The sequence below is a fragment of the Spirochaetota bacterium genome (assembly GCA_040756435.1).
Classification (GTDB): domain Bacteria; phylum Spirochaetota; class UBA4802; order UBA4802; family UB4802; genus UBA4802.
In genome coordinates this window covers 41,587-62,174 of sequence record JBFLZD010000012.1, presented here as the reverse complement: position 1 = coordinate 62,174, position 20,588 = coordinate 41,587, and the positions used below count along the sequence as shown (strand labels likewise).

Sequence of the window (20,588 nt, the reverse complement as noted above, 5' to 3'; positions counted from 1 at the left end):
GATGGTGTAATTAGGATGGTCAAAATAAAAATAATGGAGGGTTGCAATGGAAGGGGCTATCCGTGCATTCATGAAACGTTTTTATCTTTATACCACTCTCGTCGAATACTGCATAATTATCCCCCTGGCGGTTATTGCCATTACCCTATCAACTGACATCCCCCTCCAACAGCTCTACAATATATTAATAATAATTGGTATTGTTGCAGTGATTGCCCTGGTGGTATTTCCTCCTGTGCAAAAATACATGTTTAAACCTTTTGTACAGATGGCTGATGCATTGAAAGATGGCCGTGAAGTTGATACGCATTGTAAGATATTAATCAGAGAAAGACTTTTTTCTTTGCCGGTGATGCGTTCATTTATTGGTATACTTTTCTGGCTTGGTAGCATCATCATAGTCATTGCCGGCATGTGGATTGTAAAAATAGATATTGAAACCATACTGGTATGTTTTGTAGTAGGTGCGTGTATACTGGTAGCGGTTAGTTTTGCTATGACAGTTGTTTCTCAGGTACTAATCAACAAGTTTATAGCTGATAATGATTTTATCAAAGATTTACTGGGCTTTGCACAACAAAAAAATATAAGTTTTTGGGGTTCATTAAAGAATGCCCTTACTGTTTCAATAAGTTCTATGGTATTGTTAGCTGTTCTGCTTGTTGCTTCATCTTCTTTATTGTTTGTATTTAAAGCACGTATTAATGAGTTTGGACAGCAAATGCAAATAAACGCATCAGCTATTGCCAATGATGTGAAAAATTATCTCTATACAGGTATAGAATTAGTTTCAGTTGCGGCTCGTGAAGGAAGTATTGATACATTGGGGTATATGAAGGGGAAAGATGAAATTATTGATATATTCATAATGAAAGATGAAGGAAACGCAGTAGCACTGCGTTCGTTAACCGGGAAAGTTGCTGGCTTACAATCAGATACATTGGGGATGACTCAAGGGATGAAAAAAAGGAAAAGTTTTATTGGAGATTTTGTTTATATTCCTGACATACAAAGGTCAGTTGCAGTATGTGCCGCTAAAAATAATAACCTGTGGTATTGTATTTGCTATGACGTGAATGCCTTGTTTCAGAAAAAGTTTTTACATTACAAAATTGGTAACCGTGGGTATATGTTAATTATGGATAAGAATGGCCTGTTTTTAGCACATCCAAAAACAGATTATATAGGCAGGGAAAATCTTAAACAATATACCTGGGGTAGTGAAGCTTTTCAGAAAAAGAAGGTGGTTAAATATATCTGGGAAGGTGAAAGAAAATTTGTTTATGTGCTAGAGAATAATGAGCCATCCTTTGCTGTTGCACAAACGGTCTATGAAAATGATATTGGGCTTGCTATACGTAATACCATAGTATTTGTTGGGTTTCTGGCATTTGGTGTTATCGTATTAGGTATACTTGCAAGTGCTATGATATTAACATTTGCATTTGAGCCTTTTACAATTATTCGTGATGCAATATACAGGATATCAGAAGGCGATATATCAATTACTCCTGAAGTAATCTATGGCAATGAAATTGGCATAATTGCAACGTCAGTTAAAACGTTGACTTCTAAAATTGGTTCGGTAATTAGCCAGATAAAAAATTCATCTGATGAGTTGTCCACAGCGTCTGAACAGATGTCTGCTGGTATAAGTGCACTATCAGAAGTTGCATCCAATCAATCAGCATCAACGGAAGAGATTACTGCTACGATTGAAGAAATATCGGCAAACCTTGATTCAATTGTAATACATACTAAAGACGAATCAAAAAGTTTGGGTGAGTTTTCCAGCCATTTACAGGAACTATCGCAATCCATTTTTTCATTTTTGCTGATAATGGAGGAATCAGCACAAAAAACTGAATCCATAAGCAAAGATGCAGAGCAGGGACAACTATCGCTACAACAGATGAAAACAAGTATGCACAAGATAGTTGAAAGCTCCCGTGGTATTTCAAATATTGCTGGGATTATACGTGGTATAGCTGATCAGGTTAACCTGCTTGCGCTGAATGCTGCAATTGAAGCAGCACGCGCCGGGGAGGCGGGACGTGGCTTTGCAGTTGTGGCTGATGAAATAACCAAATTAGCTGACCAGATTGCACAGAGCCTTAAGGATATTGATATACTTGTAAAAACTAATGAGAAAGAAATTCAACAAGGAATCATTATTACTGAAAATACAGTCACTGCTATGTCAAATATAATTAAAGGAATTGAATCCATAAGCCGTGAAGTAAGTACAATGGGACAAAAAATCCGGGAACAGAGTGAAATATTCAACGAGACGAAACAGGTATGGGATAACACCGAGTCACTTTCACGACAGATACTTGATTCCGTTGAAGATCAGAAAAGCGCTATAGATGAGATTGTGAGGTCAATCAATACCATTAATTCATTAACACAGAATGTGGCAGGTACAGCAGAAGAGATGAATTCAAGTGCCCAGAATTTGGCTTCTATGGCTCAGCAACTAAAAGCAATGCTTGAATATTTCAAAGTATAAATATTCTTCATTTACATGTTTAGTTTTTTACCAACAACACACCATACCATATCTGCAATTGTTACAGCCGATGGTATAAGGTAGCTGAAATTCAAAAATCCATGTATCATCCCCTTTGCCTGAATACATGTTGACTGTATACCTGCTTCACGTAAAAACAGGTTATACATTTCGCCTTGATCGCGCAGCGGGTCATGTTCAGCTATTATGATAATAGCTTCGGGCAGTCCACCAGGGTTTTGGTGAAAGATTGGAAACATGTAGGGATTAATAAGATCGGCAGGTGAAGAAAGATAAAGCTGTGTAAACCATTTCATTGAAGCTCTGGTTAAAAAAAATCCATCTCCAAATTGTCGTACTGATTCTGAACACACATCTGGTGCAACAACCGGATAAAAGAGCACCTGGAGTTTGGGTAAATCCATACTGGTATCTTTACATCGCAAACAGGTTACAGTGGTAAGGTTAGCACCGGCACTGTCACCAGCAACTGCAATTTTTAAAGGATTCACAGCATAGTTATGAGCATGCTCTTTAATCCATCTGAATGAATGATATGCATCATCAACAGCCGCCGGGAATTTATGTTCTGGAGCTAATCTGTATTCAACCGATATGACCTTACAACCTGAAGAATTGGCTGCTTTCCTGCATACATGGTCAAAAAGCTCAATGTTGCCAAACATGAAACCCCCACCGTGATAATATATAATAAGTGCATCAGTAGTGGTAAATGGCTCATAGAGACGGCAGGGAAGAGATATACCATTGTATGTTATTTCAAAATCTCTGGTTGATTTTACATCTTCTTTTATCTGTCTTTCAATGCCCATGTCCATCAATGCACGAGCCTGTTCAACGGTCAAACTGCTTAATTCAATATTTTTTAGCAATTCCAGGACTTTTTTTACAGAAGGATCCAATGACATTAAAAAACCTCCTCATATTTTTTTTGTGTGCGATAGTTACTGTAAAAAATTAATGAATGGACATTAATATGTCAATGAAATTTTTGTATACCAAAAAACCCTCACCATGGTAAGCGAGGGTTTATAGTATTGATTTTCATTTTGATATTTTAATCTTGAATAAATAAGAACAATGATTCAATAAACTCAGGATCTTCCTTATCAATAACTTCAATGATATGTTTGTGAAGCCTTTTTTTATGCTCCCCAAAAATTCCACGTTTTTTCTTGAATGTTTTTGCAAACGCAATTGATTCCTTCATGAGTTCTTCAACATTGGCACAGGCTTTTTCAATCACATGATGTTCAGCAAGCTCTGGTGCGCCCACACGCCTGCCGGTGAGTTTCATCTCATTAAATTTATAATAGGGAATAGCTTTTTTGACAAAAGCAATCATGCCTGGCAAAAATGGGATTCCTAAATCAACTTCAGGAAAGCAGAAAAATCCTCTATCGGAGCGCATAAACCTGAAATCACATGCACAGGAAAGGATTGCACCATTGCCAAATGCATGCCCGTTTATGGCTGCAACAACTGGCATGGGTATAAGCAGCAAGCGCTTAAACACGTTATTCATGCCGTACATAAAGTCTTTGATTGCCTTGAAATCTTTTTCGGCCATGCGTGGCATCAGCCATTCAATATCAACACCTAAACTGAAATTTTTTGCATCACTTGATGTAAGCACAATACCATTAATTTCCTTATCAGCTTCAATTTCATCCAGAGCCTGCAACATGGCCTGTGCAAACATAACGTTGTGGCGGTTTTCAGTAGTGTTCATGGTGATAATTGCTATGTTTTCATCCTTTTTCCATTCTACAATGGCCATACAAATAACCCCCTTTAGTAATAAAATTATTTATTATTCACTGCAAATTCTAAACGAGCCTTTGGAAAAAAAATCTTTTAAATCCTGAGGCAATATATCCTGTAAAACATATAATAATTCACTGCAGTCTTCATCGCATACTATCTGGTTTTCCCTGTCTTTGAAATTATATTTATTCCAGTTTAGACAGCGTGCATGTGTCATTATAGACATGAATATCTTTTCCATAAATGTAGTCTCAGCATCCCATACCAGATCTAACTCGTAATAATAATCAAGCCGTGTGCCCACAGGCTGAAATCCACGCTGAAATGCTGTATCAATTATTTGATGCCAGATACGTTCCTGGCACAAATAAACAGAACTATCGTACATATTTTGTAACATATAGGGTGTTGCCATACATGACACATTGGTATAGTTATGATAAACTGAAAGTACTATAGCATAACAACGTTATGCCCTGTCAAGGAAGTTTATACCACCAAATAATTATTTGATGTGAACGTAAGCATTTACTGTGATGCACTATCTATCATAATGCATTGAAAAAAATGATGTTTATAATCAATATCTCCATTGCTGCCGTTTTGTTGGCACAGTATAATCTAAAATTAAAATAAATGCATAAAAAAAAGGGGCTATAAAAGCCCCTTTTTTTGCCAATGTCAATTGCGTCTATAGAGCAGATACCTTTACATTTTCTTTTACCAGTTTTTCTGCCAGTGCAATCTTTTCTTTATTGTCTTTGGTCAATAACGCTTCCATTTTATCAATCTGGCCTGCTACCTGATATGCATTACTTGAAACTAAAAGCAGCGGGATGTTCTTTTCAGCTGCTTTTGAAATGATGTTTGAAGGCGGCAGAATATTGTTGGTTAAAATGATACCAACAGTATTTGTTTCAAGCGCAGAAATAATGATGTCACTTCTATCGCCACTTGTTATTAAAAGCTTACCTTCTTTATTGAAAAGAGGATTTCGTAGCGCTTCATTAACCGACATTGCGCCTAAAAATACATTCTTCACAACCTTATTTAAGCCAGCTTCACCAGCTATTACTTTGGCAAACAATGCTTCTGACAGATAGTCCATAGAGAAGTAGGTAAGGTCAGCTGCATAGGGAATCATTCCTAAAATAGGAACACCCATTTTTTCAATTTTATCAGCATAGGTACTCTTGAAATCATCCAGGTTGTGAATCTTGTTGATGATAACACCCAGGAAGTTAATATCGCTTGTATCTACATACTTCTTGAAAAGTGTAATGTCATCAATGATGACGTCATCATTGCCGCCTACGACGAGAACCAGCTTGGCATCAAGTGATTTTGCAACGGTGATTGGGTCAAGATATACTGAAACGCCATAGGCTAAGTCTTTGCCCCCTTCAATGAAGAGGACTTCACGGTTTTTGGCAATTGATTTTGCCACTTCCTGAAGCTTTTCTTTTATCCTGGCTTCATCATACACATAGCGCAGCTTGGCATGTTCAAAACCAATGGTCATATCTTCAGGATTTTCTTCTAAGCCAAAAAGATTTGTTAAAAGTGCAGCATCATAATCCCACAAGCGTTTTTTACGGTATATCAATCTATCGCCAAAGGGCTTCATATATGCCACTTCCTTCCCCATTGCTTTTGCCAAACCAGTGAAAATAGTTGTTTTCCCGGCGCTTCTTCGTGTACACGCAAATACTATTTTATTCATAATTACACCTCGCTTACGATTTAGAAATTATTATCCTGACGTCTACAGCTTTAAGGCCTTTGCCCTGCTCATAGACAACGACAGGATTAATCTCGATATCTGTGATTCGCGGTATCTTCCTTATGATTGTTGCAACTTTGATAATTGTGTCAACAACAATATCAATATCCTTCTGCTCTTCACCGCGAACGCCTAACAGTAATGGATATGAGCGTATTTCAGAAAGCATTGAGCGGGCTTCTTTCTTATTGATTGATGCTGCCCTGAATGCAACGTCCTTCATGACCTCAACATAAATACCACCCAGACCACACATGACAATGGGTCCTAATTGTGGGTCTCTGCGGGCTCCTATGATGAGCTCAACACCTTTCTGAACCATTTCGCATACTTCAATGCCATCTATGACTGCATCTTCCTTGTATGCGCGACAGTTCTTCATAATAGCTTCATAGGCATCCATTACTTCTTGTTTATTCAATATATCTAATGCTACACCGCCAGCATCAGATTTGTGTAAGATGTCACGGGAAACAACCTTCATAACAACCGGGTAACCTATCTGTTCGGCCAATCGTACACACTCGTCTATTGATTTGCCAATACCTGCACCTGGTATCATGACGCCGGAGGCTTTCATGACAGCCTGGCCTTCATTAGCAAGAAGGAATGTTCTTCCGTCAGCAAGTGCGCCATCGATAATCTTGTTAATTGTAGCTATGTCCATCTGTGCATCTTCTACACTGTCATCACGTTCGGCTAACATGTTGGTATATTTATACAAAGCACCCATACAGGAAACTGCTTCGTATACTTCAGGGAAAACTGGCACATTCATTTTACGCAGTTGTACTACTGCATCTTCAACTACTTTGCCACCAACTATCGCATACGCAACAGGCTTACCGCTGGCTAAATGCTTGCCATAGGTATCTCTGATCATTGGCGCTAAGTTTTCGGCATCAAATGTAGCTGTTTCGCAGTACAATGCCAGTGTTGCGTGCATGTCTTCAGAACGTGTTGGTGCGGTTAGTGCCAGGTCATAATCGGCAGCTTTTGCTCCACCGGTAATGTCCACCGGGTTTTTGGTTGAACCAAAGTCAGGTGTTGCCGGACCAAATACTTCTTTTAATACAAGCTGGTCGTCATAAAGCTCCACACCATATTTTTCACATGCGTCGGTTGCCATAACACCAATACCGCCACCGTTGGTAACGATAACAGTATTTTTGCCTTTGGGGCGTGGTGAATATGCTAAAAATTTACACCAGTTAAATGCTTCCTGTAAGCTTTCTGCACGCAGCAGGCCAGTCTGCCGTGCAATAGCATCAAAGATTTCATCAGAACCGGCCAGTGAACCGGTATGGCTTGCAGCAGCCATTGCGCCACGTTTTGAACGGCCTGATTTTAATACTACAATTGGTTTTAACTTTGTTGCTTCGCGAACAGCTTCAATAAAACGTTCGCCATCTTTTACGCCTTCAATGTACATTAAAATAACTTTTGTTTCCTGATCGCGCATGACGAAATCTAAACAGTCTGCTTCGTCAATATCTGCTTTGTTGCCCAATGATACGATAGCGGATAATCCCATATTCTCAACTGCAGTTTTTCCTATCATTGCTATTCCCAATGCACCACTCTGGGTAAGGATAGCAACATTCCCTCGTAAAATATCTGTGGCAGAGAATGTTGAATTATAATTACCTGATGCAGAGTATACGCCAAAGATGTTTGGGCCAAGTACGCGTGTTCCCTTGGAATTAGCATATTCCACAATTTTGTGTTCCAGTTCAACCTCTCCAACTTCAGAGAAGCCTGAGGTAATAATCTGAACATGTTTGACGCCTTTATCAGCGCATTCCTTAACTGCATCAAATGCTAATTTTGCAGGAACACAGATTGTTGCTACGTCAATTTCATCCTTAACGTCTGAAATGCTTGGGTAGCAATCAACGCCTAAAATTGCACCACCTTTTGGGTTTATTGGATAAATTTTCCCCTTAAAACCACCCTGAATGATATTGCGGGTGATGCTGAACCCAATTTTGCCTGGTTGTGATGAAGCGCCAACTATTGCAACACTTTTGGGCTGGAATAAAGATACAATACTATCCTTTTTTGCTTTCATTGTTCATCTCCCCTAAATTCCATCTTCAATTCATATACTCCTGCGCTACTCCTCTTTTCTATATTGAACCCCATTTTTTCAAATAGATGCAGCATGGGCTTGTTTTCCACAAGCACTTCTGCCGTGAATCCCAGTAAACCATTTCTCTTTGCTATTTGAGTCAGATATGATAACAATACCTGACCAATGCCTTTATATTGATAATCATCACGCACAGCAAATGCCACTTCTGCCCAATGCTGATATTCCTGAATACCGTACTGACCAACGCCGACCACAACTTCTTTTTCGTTTTGTTCAATCACAGCTAAAATTACCATTTCCTTGGTGTAATCAATTACCACCATTTCCTGAAGCCGCTCATGGGGCATGTCTTTACGTGTTGATATAAAGCGCCTGTAGAGGCTCTGGTCGGATAGTGAATAGAAAAAGTCCTTTAAGAGTTCTTCATCGCTGATCTTGACAGGACGCAGCTTTAGCTTGATGCCTGTCTTTGTGGTACGGTATGTTTCAAGGTGTTCAGGGTACTCGCCTTTTTTACCCGGTATAAAAGCCTGATCGCGGTAAATGAGACCGTTTTTCTTGGCTTCTTCTATAAGCCATGGTCTGAACTTAGGATGAGCTATCGCTATTAAATCCATAGCCCGTTCCCTGATGTTTTTGCCATGGATATAGGCTATCCCGTACTCGGTTACCACATAATGGACATCACCGCGGTTAAGCGTTATGCCGGCACCTTCTGGTATAAACGGCACAATACGTGATTCCTGTTCATTTTCTGTGGTTGAACGAAGGGTAAGGATAGTTTTGCCACCAGGGGCAAGTACAGCACCTCGCATGAAATCGGCCTGACCACCTATGCCGCTGAAGAACATTTTGCCCAGCGACTCGGCAGTGGCCTGACCTGTTAGATCTATTTGCAGTGCAGCATTTATTGCAGTCATCCTGCGTTGCTGCGCAATGATGAGCGGATTGTTAGTATAGTCGATAGTTTTAAATTCAATTGATGGGTTGTCGTGTATATATTCATAGGTAGATTGTGTGCCCATGCAAAAAGAGGCAATAGTTTTGCCTCTATCCACAGTTTTTTCAGAATTGGTGATAACACCGGCTTTCATGAGCTCCACAATGCCATCGGTAAGCAGTTCCGTATGCACTCCCAAATTTTTTTTTGTGATAAGATGTTTGAGAATTGCATTGGGCATCCTGCCATAGCCAACCTGTATGGTGTCACCATCCTGAATTATAAGTGATACATATTTGCCAATGCGGTTTGATATTTCATCTGAGGCTTTAGTGGTAAACTCAAGAATGGGTTCATCATGGGGTACTATAAAATCAACATCCTTAATATGAATAAATGCATCACCATGCACGCGAGGCATGTGTTTATTCACCTGTACCACCACAAGCCGTGCACTTTCCACTGCGGTTTTTACAATATCAACACTAACGCCTAAACTAAGGAAACCATGTTCATCAGGTAATGATGTTTGAACTAGTGCAACATCAATTTCAATAATTCCCTTGCGCAGCAATGTTGGTACATGGGATAAAAAAATAGGCGTGTAATCGGCTATGCCCTGATTGATGGCTTCACGGGTATTGTTGCCAATAAAAAATGAATTGTGGCGGAAGTTTTGCTTAAATTTTTCATCAGCGTATGGTGCAACGCCTAACGTCCACACATGGATGACTTCAGTATCAAAGAATGCCTTGGGGTATGATTTTACATATTCAACAAGTGCATTGACTAAATACTGGGGTTCGCTACAGGCAGTACCAATGAAGATTCTATCGCCCCTGTTGATGTGGCTAAAAATCTTTTCTTCTGGAAGAAACTTTTCTGGATAAATCCTTTTAAAATCTTCCAGTTTTGCAGTATTCTGCTCCATAACCCCCCTTTCAATCTGCTATGTATAAATATTAGCAGATTGTATATAAAATATTTTAGCTACTAATTCTGTCAATTCAAATTTTTATAGCAAACCAAATGATAAAACTTTGATAATCAATTTTTGATATTTATATATAAATGGTATCTATTATTTTTTAATAAGTCAAGAGAGAAATTGTTTGTTATATTTAGTAAATATTGGTTTTTATTATTCAATTATATCCTTTAAGTATCCATTTGCCAACATAGTAATGTTAAGTAAATAATTACCATCATCATAATATTCTTTCAATGGCTTCATTGCTGTTTTCCATCCTTTTCCATCAGTTATCCAGATAAATGTAAAACCTTGTTTTTTCCAGTATTCTGCCATCTTTCTGTATTCACCAGCAGTAGCTTTTAGTTTAGTAATTTATTTATCAAATTTTTGAATTCACTCAAAAAAACGGATTTTTTAATCTTTTATTTATAATCATTTCCTAAATGTTAGCTATTTACATCAGTTAAGGTAATCACATAGATAATATAGGGTATCCTCTTCATGAAGTAAAAAAAACACATTGCTTGCTCAAATTTCAAAATAATAAACTCTCTCATTTGCTAATTCCTGGCATCAAATACTTTTAAATGGTATATCTGGATTTTCTTTTTTAAAATTTTCAAATGCTTCTTTTTCATTATTCCCTTTTTGCCAATCTAAAATCTGGCAATTTTCGGTCTGTTCAAAGTTACTGTCCTGGGTAAAACCTTCAGATGTATAAAATATATATGTTTTCATTTAGATATAACCCCCTATCAAATTATTTAGACAAACATTATATTCTAAGGCAAATTCAACAATGAAGTGCAACACAAAATAAAAAAAATGTAGCATCATACATAATACTTCCTTTACAGTGGATGTTCTCACAACAAAAAATTAAATGATGTATCTTTGAGGCATATAGACTTGGGAGAAAGAATTGTCATCAAAAAATGGTATATCATAAAGGAACATCTTCATGGGAAATATCGCAAACGTTAAGGGGGCATTCCTCAACACTTACTTCAAAGATACAGTGGAATACCAGTGGGTAGTGAGTATAATGGACAAGGAAATCTTAAAAATTTTCATAAGCAATGGTATGGCAATGTCAGCCGTACAGGAGGTACGGCGTCATATGTTGGGTGCGAGGACATAGCCAGGAGGGCGTCCGCAGCACGCTGGCAAAGATATGATACATACAGAAAGCAAAAGGCATTTTTCTTTGGCACTTTCTTTTGTTGCCGTCTGGACAAAAGAAAGTGCATAGTGGGATAAAGACAATCCTAAAAAATTGCTTCAGAGAGGATAAAGAAGCTTGAAAAAGTACGTATGAAAAAACAACCATCCACGGGAGTCTAAAGGATGGAAATCTTGGTATGAGTTTTACGGGGATGGCTCAATGTTGCACTTCAAACTTGAACTTGCAAAATGATATAAGTATATTATTCTTTTTTTCTTGACGAATTACCTGTATTTCAAAGAATTCGTCAGGTTAATGATTGGTAATTAAACTATGAAATTTAAATTTTTTTTATTTCTTGTGGGTTGTGCAGCAATTGCAGTTTCTTATTTCTATGCACCTGAAGTGTACAGGTACTATCTTGCATTTTATTATCAAAAAATTGAAAAAGTAGATGAAGCAGCATTGGTAAAAAAAATTGAACAAGCGTATAACAACAAAGATTATGCCAGGGTAAAGCGATATTGTGAACATGGCAGCATGCTGTACCCGGCAAATAAAAAAATTAAAAAATATACCGGATTATATCTACTATCGCAAGACAATGTGAAAGGTGCATTTATCCTTATTGCGTTAGATGACATCCCCAATGACACCCATCATTTAGAAAAAATAATTACCACTCTTGATGCTAACAGATCCTATAAAGAAGTTATCATGGTTGTTGCAAAGAAAGGTGCACACACTCCTGTAATGCAGTTGTGTTATGGAAAAGCACTTTTCTATATGGGTAATGACAGGCAGGCTTTGATAGTTTTAAAACAGGCCTATGAACGGGGAATGCGTGAATGTGATTACTTTATTGGGGCAAGCTATTACCACCTGAAAGATTACAAAAATGCTCTTGCATGGTACAGGAAAGCTTTACAACGAGAGCCAGAAAACAAAATGTATATAAAAGCAATAGCCTCACTGTATAAAAAGATGGGTGATTATCAAAAAGCAACACAATATATCATGCGGCTGCAGCAATAGTTAACGGAGGAAGTTATGAAGCATGAGTTAGATAATTTTTTTCATCCTGATGGGGTGGCAGTATTAGGAGCTAGTGAAAATCAACGCACCGGTGGTTTTCATATCCTGCGAAATGTGCTGGGTGGTTATACCGGTAGAGTATATCCTATCAATCCAAAATACTCTGAGCTACTGGGTGTAAAATGTTATCCGGATATCCAATCCATTCCGGATACCTTTGAATGTTTAATTTACTTCATCCCCGCGCGGTTTATTCTGGATACCATTAAAGAAGCAGCAAAAAAAGGGGTCAGAGCAATAATAATTGAGTCAGCTGGTTTTGCTGAGGTTGGCAACCATGGTGATGCATTGCAAAAAGAAGCGGTGGCACTTGCTAAAAGCCTTGGCATACGTTTGTGGGGTCCAAACTGCATGGGGTATTTAGATGGTCATACCCGCAATGTCTTTTCATTCATGTACTCTGATAAATGGAAAACATTAATGAAGCCGGGGGATGTGTCCCTTATTGTGCAAAGTGGTATGCTGTCGGCAGGTTTTTTGATGTCGGTACTGGAACGTGACAACATTGGCATAAGCAAAGTGTGTTCTATTGGCAACAAGTGTGATGTCAATGAAATAGATCTTCTTGATTATTTTTGCGGCGATAGTGAAACGGGAGTGGTGGGTTGCTACTTAGAATCAATTGTTGATGGGAAGAAGTTTTTGCAGATTGTGAAAAGCACGCAAAAACCGATAGTTGTTTTAAAATCAGGGCGAAGCGAACAGGGTAAAAAGGCTGCAATGAGCCACACGGCAAGTTTAGCCGGCAATACAGCGGTGCAGGCTGGAGCATTTAAACAGGCGGGCGTTGTGCAGGTGATAGATCTATATGAGCTTATTGATATTGTGAAAGCGTTTTCGTATATAAAGAACTATCGCCCTGATAAAGGTGTTGCGCTGATGACATTTTCTGGTGGTGCAGGCATTGTCACAACTGATTTAATGGCTGATTATACTATTCCGCTTGCAAACCTTTCCGATGATACCCTACAGGCAGTTCAGAAATTATATCCTTCATGGATGGGGGCAACGCATCCGCTTGATCTGTGGCCTGCTGTTGAGCAGAATGGCCTTGATACAGTGTATAAAGCAACGGTTGATGCGTTGATGAAGGATACAGCGGTTGATGCAATAATCGTTGAATGTTTTGCAAGCCGTTACTATGACCCTGCATTTTTCAATGATATTGGGCAAATGATGCGTATCCATAAAAAGCCAGTTGTTTTATGGCTTGTAGGTGAAAAAGACGTAGTTGAAAATTATAAGATACATGCTGAACGTAGTGGTATTCCTGTATTTGGTGAAATTGGCAGGTGTATTCAAATCATGCAGGCTTTACGGTTTCATTTCAGCAAGCGTGGAAAAATGTAAAAAAAGGGGTGTCCCCAAAGACACCTCTTTATAATATATAATAACTTTAGCCTTATTGTCATTGCGAGGAACTCTAGTGACGAAGCAATCTCGTCTTCTGTGGTATTGAGATTGCTTTGCTTCGACAAGCTCAGCATATGCGCTACGCTCGCAATGACTTTGCACCTGCGTTATTGCCAGTACCACGGTTTGTTTTGGGCCCCCTTTTTATTTAAAGATGATTTTGCTCATTAAGGGACTTCAACATAATATCCATCAGTTATTACAAGTGGCTCAACCTGGCCATAATATGAAGTTGAAGTTGTCTGTACACCTACATTGTGACCGGATGGATTGGTGTATGATGATAGAATGAGATGATCAGGTGCATTTGCGGTAGCTGTTACCTGATTAATGTAATTTCTCCAGTATGATGATGTATCTGTTGACCTGTCAAAACCAAATGTGTTAACAATCTGGTTGGCTATCTTTTCATCTGCACCTGTACCAAATAATCCTTCTATATCAATGATGAATGCACCAAATCCGCCAGCCTCATCACGGACCATATTTTTAACTGATGTATAGAGTGAATTGGCACATTGTGTCACAAGAGCAGACGGTATGGTGGCCACTGCCATTGTTTTACCGGCAAAGTAGTTAGCGTACCAGCAGGTCCCTGAGCAATGATTACCACGGCCTGTTATATAATAATTGGCATAGTCAAGCTGATACATATTGACGTATGCATGTACACGGTAGTACGCTTTGAGGTAATTGAAGACATCTGCAGCAGCATTTAGATATTGCCTGTACAATGCTTCATTGGCAGCAGTGGGTTTTAGTATAGCTCCACCTGCAGCATGGAAGTTTAGTGTTGTATTGTACGCGGTATCAATATCTTCAGTTAAAATGCCAGGAAGCCCATTGCTTAATCTTGTGGGATCAAGACGTTTTGGTGTAGTCTTGATAAACCAGATGTAATTGTACTCTATTGGGATCTGGCTAACATACATGGTATTGTGGCGAATATTATATCCATTATCAACTGCCATGCCACTATGGCTCCAGTAACAACCCAGAATAGCAAGCAGGTCCATAATAAATCCGGGACTTGTTGAAAGGACAATATCGCCTTTTTGGGCATTAATGCTCATGGGCACATAAACCCATGCTGCAAAAATGGTTGTGCTGGCAAAGAGCATAACCACAATAAAACAAACCTTTGTTAAAAATTTCATAGAACCCCCCTAGTATATTGAAATATTATTCACCGTGAGATAGGAAAATAGGATCATTTGCGAATTGAGTGATTATTCACTCAGTGCGGTGGAATTTGGTACATTTAATGCTAAAATTAAAAATTGTCAATAAAAAAATACCAATTAGTCGGTTTTTATTTAAAATTTTTTAACTATGGGGTCAGAGCCTTTATACGGCTTTTATTTGGAATAATTTTCTGGATTAAGATAAAAAAAGGTTGAATCTGAGTAAAGGTTGCTTATGATTATTGTATTGCTATTGGGGCCGTCTCAAAACAAACTGTGGGGCTTTCAATGACGTGAGTACAATGTCATTGTGAACGTAGCGCCTGTGCTGAGCATGTCGAAGTGCTTGCACTGAGCATGTCGAAGTGCTTGCACTGAGCATGTCGAAGTGAAGCAATCTCTATGCTTCAGAAGACAGGATTTCTTCGTCACTTCGTTCCTTGCAATGACGCGCGTGCAAAGTAATTGTAATGAGGTGTCTTTTGGGACACCCTCTTTAGCAGCAAAGTATACAGACTATGGGCACATCTAAAAACTGCTTTCTTCCTAAAATTTATTTGTATAAAGAAAGCGGTTTTATCCTAATATTCAAGGGAATATCCAAAAAACAGTTTTTAGACGTTCCCTTATATTTATCAGGCAAGTGGGGGCTATTAATGAGAAATTTTGCAAGCATTTCAACATTTATCATTGCAATTGTTGTTTTTGCATCTTCATGTGCAACACTCAATACCCAGGATACAAAGCTTGTGGATCAACTCAAAGCTGAAAACAGGGTATGTTCACAGAACCTGAACCTCTTTATGCGCGAAAATGATGTTCTGAAAGCTGAAAATGCAAAATATAAAAAGGAAAATGTAAATCTTCAATCAAGGAATAATCTGCTGCAGTCAGACTTAAATGCATTGCAAACAAAGTACACTAATGATATTGCTATGTGGAATCAGCGGTATACTGCGCTACAGCAAAAATATGATGTGTTTGTAAAGCAAAGTGATGTTAAACTGCAGGAACTGGATCAGCGCAACAAAGAACTTGAAAAAAAGATGGCAGATGAAATAGCACGGTTAAATGAAGTTATCCGCAAACAGGAAGTTGATTTTATTAAAGAAAAAGAAAATATAGTAAATCAGAATGCAAAAAAGGAGATAGAATATCAAACTACTATTGATAATTTACAGAAGCAGGTGACATCATTAACTTCGGAAAAAGAACAGCTTAAAAGCAGGTTAGCTGAGGCCGAGGTACTCATTCAGAAAATCCAGAAAGAACTGGATGAGATGAAAAAATCCAGTGTTGCAGAACCAAAGAAGGCTCTGGATACTGGAAGTGAAACAAAGAAAGACGAGCAAAAAAAAGAAGAAAGCAAATAAACAATGCGTTTTGGTTACTACTGTACATTCTGTCTGATTTTTATTATGGCATTCTTTTCCGGTGCGTTTGCGTATGATACTCTCACTATTATTGCAACCAGCAATTTACGGGGCAATTTTTCACTGGATATGGATGATGCTACTGATCCACTGTTAACCGTTGCCCGCGGTATCATTGCAGAGCGTGCAACAAAACAGGTTGATTGCTATATTGATTTAGGCAATGCATTTTCGCCCGGGGTGCTATCAAAGTACAGCTATGGTGCTGTCATGCTTGATTATTTTGAATTTTTACAGTGTGATGCTGTGCTACTTGGTTCACACGATATTGCTGTTGGATTGCGTAACCTGGAACTGGCATCGCGGAGCCGCTTTACACAGCTTCTATCTCTTAATATTACGGTAGACAATAAACCAATTTTTAAACCATACTGGGTGCACAAAAAAAATGATATTGCCATTGGCTTTGTTGGTATTACTTCATCAAAAGGTATATTCGATGTTGCAGAGAAAAGCACATTAAGTATTTCGCTTGCAGGGTATGGTGAGTATCTTACCAGCACTATTGCAGCACTCAAAGGAATGGGGTGTAAATATATCATTGTACTATCAGGCCTTTCTGCAGATCAGAACATGCTGCTTTTGAAAGAGTATCCTGATATAAATCTTATATTAGCTGGAGGTGATGCCGCAGGTTTGTACTATGATGTATATGCACCACGTGTTGACCTGGAAGACGGGCGCTCGGTGATTACACTTTCAAAATCAAATGGTCATTATACTATCAGGCTGGGATTGAAAGATAACCTTATATGTGAAAAGATAAGTTTTTCAAGTGTAGATAAAAAGGTAAGCGATAGTTCCTACATTGACCTGGTTGAACGGGTTAATCTGTGGAAGGAGCGTTATGCTGAAATTGGAACAGTAACACTGGCTGACAATTTCCCGGCAACCAGTGTATCATCAGTAACTATCGCACATTTGCTGCGCCACTACTATACTGCTGAGGTTGCTGTTGTCACTGTGAGTGATATATTTGCAACAACGCTAAGCGGAAAAGTTACCTCCATTGATGTGCAACGGCTTATTCAAAACGATTACACCATTTTTACCTATAGACTCAGCGGTAAACAGATACAAGCAATAAGCACTGCCCCTTCACTCATTTTTTCCGGGCTTTCGGCAGGGAAAATTCAGGGTGTGGCGGTAGATCCTAACAGGATGTATCGTGTTGTTTCAACGCAGTCAGCCTATGATACAATAGCTGCTGTGGTGGGTGAGGTTTCATATATCAATACGTGGACTCCACTGTCATCGATTATTACAAATGACATACAGGGGAATAAAAATATTGCTAAAAATGATTTCTCATACTTAGATAACCGTTTCAGGCTTACGGTTGATATTAACCTTTCAAATATATATGATAACTCCGTTATTACAACCAATGATACTGCTTCCACTCCTCCTGGCATGCCATCACAAACATATAAAAAGTGGGGTATTGAGGATAGTGCTGATATTACAGTGTATAATCAATACCACCGATTGACACTAACTCCCTATATCTATTACATGCGGCAGGATGAGCTATATTTACAAAATTTACTGCGCGGGACTCTTTTTTATACTTTTACCTTTAACCCCTATATAAATCCCTATCACAAATCTCAGGTTGATACTGTGGTGGTAGAAAAAGAAGACGGGTTGCGCCCAATTTTGTTTCGTGAAACGGTTGGTGCATCGTTTTTGTATAGCTATTTTAGTGGAAGATTAGGTTTTGGTTTTGAAAAGCAGACGCAGGATCCTGAAAAAGATTTGCTGTATGGTGCAGAGTCAATTTTCCAATTGCAGTTCCCATTCTGGGATTATTTTACATACACCTTTACCGTAGACAATTTTATTTCGGTTCCTCAAGGTGGCGATAGTACCTATCAAATCAGGACTGAGATACGTAATGCCGTAAGCATTAAGATTAATACATGGCTGTCATTAACAATACGGCACCGCTGGTTTTACTACAACCCGCTTGATACACAGATACCGTATAGGTATACTCAGCTTTTAATAAGCCTTGATGTAAAGGCAAAGTTTAAAGTTTTTTAAGTTGTTTAATTCATTATACTGTGATATATTGTAAATGGTGTTATTGAGCGATAGTAACTGAATAAAAGGTTGGTTTCGTATATTATTTTCAAATAGTATGCACTCACCATAATCCCCTCTTATTATACTTCCAGACATCCCTGATAATCACCAGGCAAACAAGAAATGTGCTTATAGTATAATTTTTTGTTGATTTAATTTTAAAATTATGTATGTTAGGCAAATGCCTAAAAACGAGGTGCCAATGCCCAGCTTAATAGTATTGTTGTTAAACAAAGCGCTGCGTGACCAGATTTCTGAGGTTTTTACACAGAAGGGATTTCAATTGTCTTTGGTGGAACGCGATGAATGCAGTAAAGAATCCATTAACAAACGTATGCCTGATATTGTGTTGTTTGATGTGGGCATGCACAGTGATGAAGACTTTTTACTGTATTTAGATATTGTACGCTGGAGTGAAGTGCCGGTATTACCCGTAATATACCGTAAAGAAAATTCTCACTGTACAATGCTCCAGGCTCAGGAACTTGTAAAAGATGTTGAGGCAATTTTGCTTGGAACCGATTATTCAGATCAGAAGGAAAACCTTGCCACGGTAAAAGAGTATCCGTATGCGCTTACCCACTATCATGATATTTTTGAAACCATTCCTTATGCTGTCTTTTTACATGATAGCCATACCGGTGAAGTGATTGATGTGAATGTAGCTGCTACGGAGCTATTTGGCTATTCGCGTACAGAACTTATGACCGAAAATCCCTCAATTGCGTATCCTCCCAATACCCAATTTACACTTGCCAATGCAATAGAACATATAGATAAAGCAGTAACAAATGGTGCAGATATATTTGAATGGAGTGCTTATAAAAAAAGTGGTGAGCTTATGTGGCTTAAAGTTCACCTTTCACTGGTTGCCATATCAAATAAAACAGTCATTATGGCAGTGGTGCATGATATTACCCGTGAACGGCAGTTGCAGAAAGCATTGGAGGCAAGCGAGGAACGCTTTAAAGCAATATTTGAAGAATTTACCGATGGGCTTTTGATTATTGATGAACACGGTATCATTGATTGCAATAAAGCAGCAGAACAGATTTTTGGCTTTTCAAAAGATGAGCTTTTAGGTCTTCATCCTGCAGATATATCACCACCCAAACAGCCTGATGGCAATGATTCACGGGCATCAGCAAACAGGTATATTAAAGAGGCATTAACCAACAAGAAGATACAATTTAGATGGGTACACCGGAAAAAAAATGGCAATCATTTCTGGGCGGATATTACTCTTGTATTGATACATCCTGAACGGGGCAATGTTATTTTGGTTACATGTAAGGATATCACAAACATAGTACAATATGAAAAAGAGCGTAATGAATTAAACCAGCATATTCATCAATTGCAGAAGATGGAGGCAGTGGCAACACTTGCCAGTGGTATTGCGCATGATTTTAACAATATGCTTACCAGCATTATTGGCAACCTGAATCTGAGCACAATATATTTAGAAAAAAAAGATTTTGATTTTACCAGGTCCCTACAACAATCTATTGATGCTGCAACAGCATCAGCAACACAGGCTGCCGAATTGGTTAAAAAGCTGTTAAGTTTTTCGCGCAAAACAACCGGTAATGTAGAAAATGTGAAAATACAGGATGTCATAAATGATGTGAAAACTATATGCACCAGCAGTTTCCCAAAAATAGTTACTGTTATATACAAGATACCAGAAAGGGAAATTTATGTTGCTACCGATAAAGTATTGTTAACGCAGGCCATTATTAATTGTTGCATTAATGCCTCGCATGCAGTAACTTTAATGAGAAAAAATGAACCTCAGGGAGGCACAATAACTATTGAATGTGTAAAAAGCAGGTGTTCTGATACTGTAGTAGCAGTGCATCCCGAGGCAAACCCAGATGTTGAATATGCCATTATTACGATCAGCGATGATGGCGTGGGTATGGATGAACAAACAAAGCAGCGTATATTTGAGCCATTTTTTTCTACAAAAGAAAAATCCATTGCCACGGGGTTGGGGCTTTCAATTGTGTATTCAACTATTACCAATGGTGGTGGATTTATTCATGTTGATTCTGTACCAGGTAAGGGTACTGCGATGAGTCTGTATCTTCCTGCAGCATAGTTTTTTGCAATAATT

The 20,588-nt window shown here is 38.5% G+C and carries 15 protein-coding genes; 6 read left to right on the top strand and 9 right to left on the bottom strand.

Going from position 1 to position 20,588, the window contains the following annotated elements:
• Positions 1 to 46: 46 nt before the first annotated feature.
• The gene (locus AB1444_05355; GenBank protein MEW6526079.1) at positions 47 to 2,512 is read left to right on the top strand and encodes a methyl-accepting chemotaxis protein; all 2,466 of its coding nucleotides are present in this window, start codon (positions 47 to 49) and stop codon (positions 2,510 to 2,512) included.
• Between the two features lie 11 nt (positions 2,513 to 2,523).
• On the opposite strand, the gene AB1444_05350 is transcribed toward AB1444_05355, so the two are convergent.
• The 8 genes from AB1444_05350 to AB1444_05315 form a co-directional block, all read right to left on the bottom strand.
• Positions 2,524 to 3,441, bottom strand: a complete 918-nt coding sequence (locus tag AB1444_05350) for an alpha/beta hydrolase (protein ID MEW6526078.1) — start codon at positions 3,439 to 3,441, stop codon at positions 2,524 to 2,526.
• 149 nt (positions 3,442 to 3,590) lie between these two features.
• Positions 3,591 to 4,313 (bottom strand): enoyl-CoA hydratase/isomerase family protein, encoded by a 723-nt coding sequence (locus AB1444_05345; protein MEW6526077.1) that lies wholly within the window; start codon positions 4,311 to 4,313, stop codon positions 3,591 to 3,593.
• A gap of 33 nt (positions 4,314 to 4,346) precedes the next feature.
• Positions 4,347 to 4,715, bottom strand: a complete 369-nt coding sequence (locus AB1444_05340; protein ID MEW6526076.1) for a hypothetical protein — start codon at positions 4,713 to 4,715, stop codon at positions 4,347 to 4,349.
• Between the two features lie 276 nt (positions 4,716 to 4,991).
• Positions 4,992 to 6,023: an AAA family ATPase gene (locus AB1444_05335; GenBank protein ID MEW6526075.1), complete on the bottom strand. Its 1,032-nt coding sequence runs from the start codon at positions 6,021 to 6,023 to the stop codon at positions 4,992 to 4,994.
• A gap of 13 nt (positions 6,024 to 6,036) precedes the next feature.
• Positions 6,037 to 8,154, bottom strand: a complete 2,118-nt coding sequence (locus AB1444_05330; GenBank protein MEW6526074.1) for an acetate--CoA ligase family protein — start codon at positions 8,152 to 8,154, stop codon at positions 6,037 to 6,039.
• Positions 8,151 to 10,049: a GNAT family N-acetyltransferase gene (locus AB1444_05325; protein ID MEW6526073.1), complete on the bottom strand. Its 1,899-nt coding sequence runs from the start codon at positions 10,047 to 10,049 to the stop codon at positions 8,151 to 8,153. The genes AB1444_05330 and AB1444_05325 overlap by 4 nt, the downstream gene beginning before the upstream one ends.
• Positions 10,050 to 10,259: 210 nt before the next feature.
• Positions 10,260 to 10,463, bottom strand: a complete 204-nt coding sequence (locus AB1444_05320; protein ID MEW6526072.1) for a DpnII family type II restriction endonuclease — start codon at positions 10,461 to 10,463, stop codon at positions 10,260 to 10,262.
• 201 nt (positions 10,464 to 10,664) lie between these two features.
• On the bottom strand, positions 10,665 to 10,829 hold the full coding sequence (locus tag AB1444_05315) for a hypothetical protein (protein MEW6526071.1): 165 nt from the start codon (positions 10,827 to 10,829) through the stop codon (positions 10,665 to 10,667).
• Positions 10,830 to 11,589: 760 nt separating this feature from the next.
• On the opposite strand from AB1444_05315, the gene AB1444_05310 reads away from it, so the two are divergent.
• Positions 11,590 to 12,291, top strand: coding sequence for a tetratricopeptide repeat protein (locus tag AB1444_05310; GenBank protein MEW6526070.1), 702 nt, complete (start codon positions 11,590 to 11,592; stop codon positions 12,289 to 12,291).
• Positions 12,292 to 12,306: 15 nt separating this feature from the next.
• A complete protein-coding gene (locus tag AB1444_05305; GenBank protein MEW6526069.1) occupies positions 12,307 to 13,701 on the top strand; it encodes a CoA-binding protein in 1,395 nt (464 codons plus the stop codon).
• A 230-nt stretch (positions 13,702 to 13,931) separates the two neighbouring features.
• Here AB1444_05305 and AB1444_05300 read toward each other — a convergent pair whose 3' ends face one another.
• Positions 13,932 to 14,921, bottom strand: a complete 990-nt coding sequence (locus tag AB1444_05300) for a hypothetical protein (GenBank protein ID MEW6526068.1) — start codon at positions 14,919 to 14,921, stop codon at positions 13,932 to 13,934.
• A 683-nt stretch (positions 14,922 to 15,604) separates the two neighbouring features.
• Here AB1444_05300 and AB1444_05295 point away from each other — a divergent pair.
• The 3 genes from AB1444_05295 to AB1444_05285 all read left to right on the top strand — a co-directional run bounded on the left by AB1444_05295 (position 15,605) and on the right by AB1444_05285 (position 20,573).
• A complete protein-coding gene (locus AB1444_05295; protein ID MEW6526067.1) occupies positions 15,605 to 16,321 on the top strand; it encodes a hypothetical protein in 717 nt (238 codons plus the stop codon).
• Between the two features lie 45 nt (positions 16,322 to 16,366).
• Positions 16,367 to 18,427, top strand: a complete 2,061-nt coding sequence (locus AB1444_05290; protein ID MEW6526066.1) for a hypothetical protein — start codon at positions 16,367 to 16,369, stop codon at positions 18,425 to 18,427.
• A gap of 244 nt (positions 18,428 to 18,671) precedes the next feature.
• Entirely contained in the window at positions 18,672 to 20,573 is a 1,902-nt protein-coding gene (locus tag AB1444_05285) for a PAS domain S-box protein (protein ID MEW6526065.1), read from the top strand.
• Positions 20,574 to 20,588: the final 15 nt, after the last annotated feature.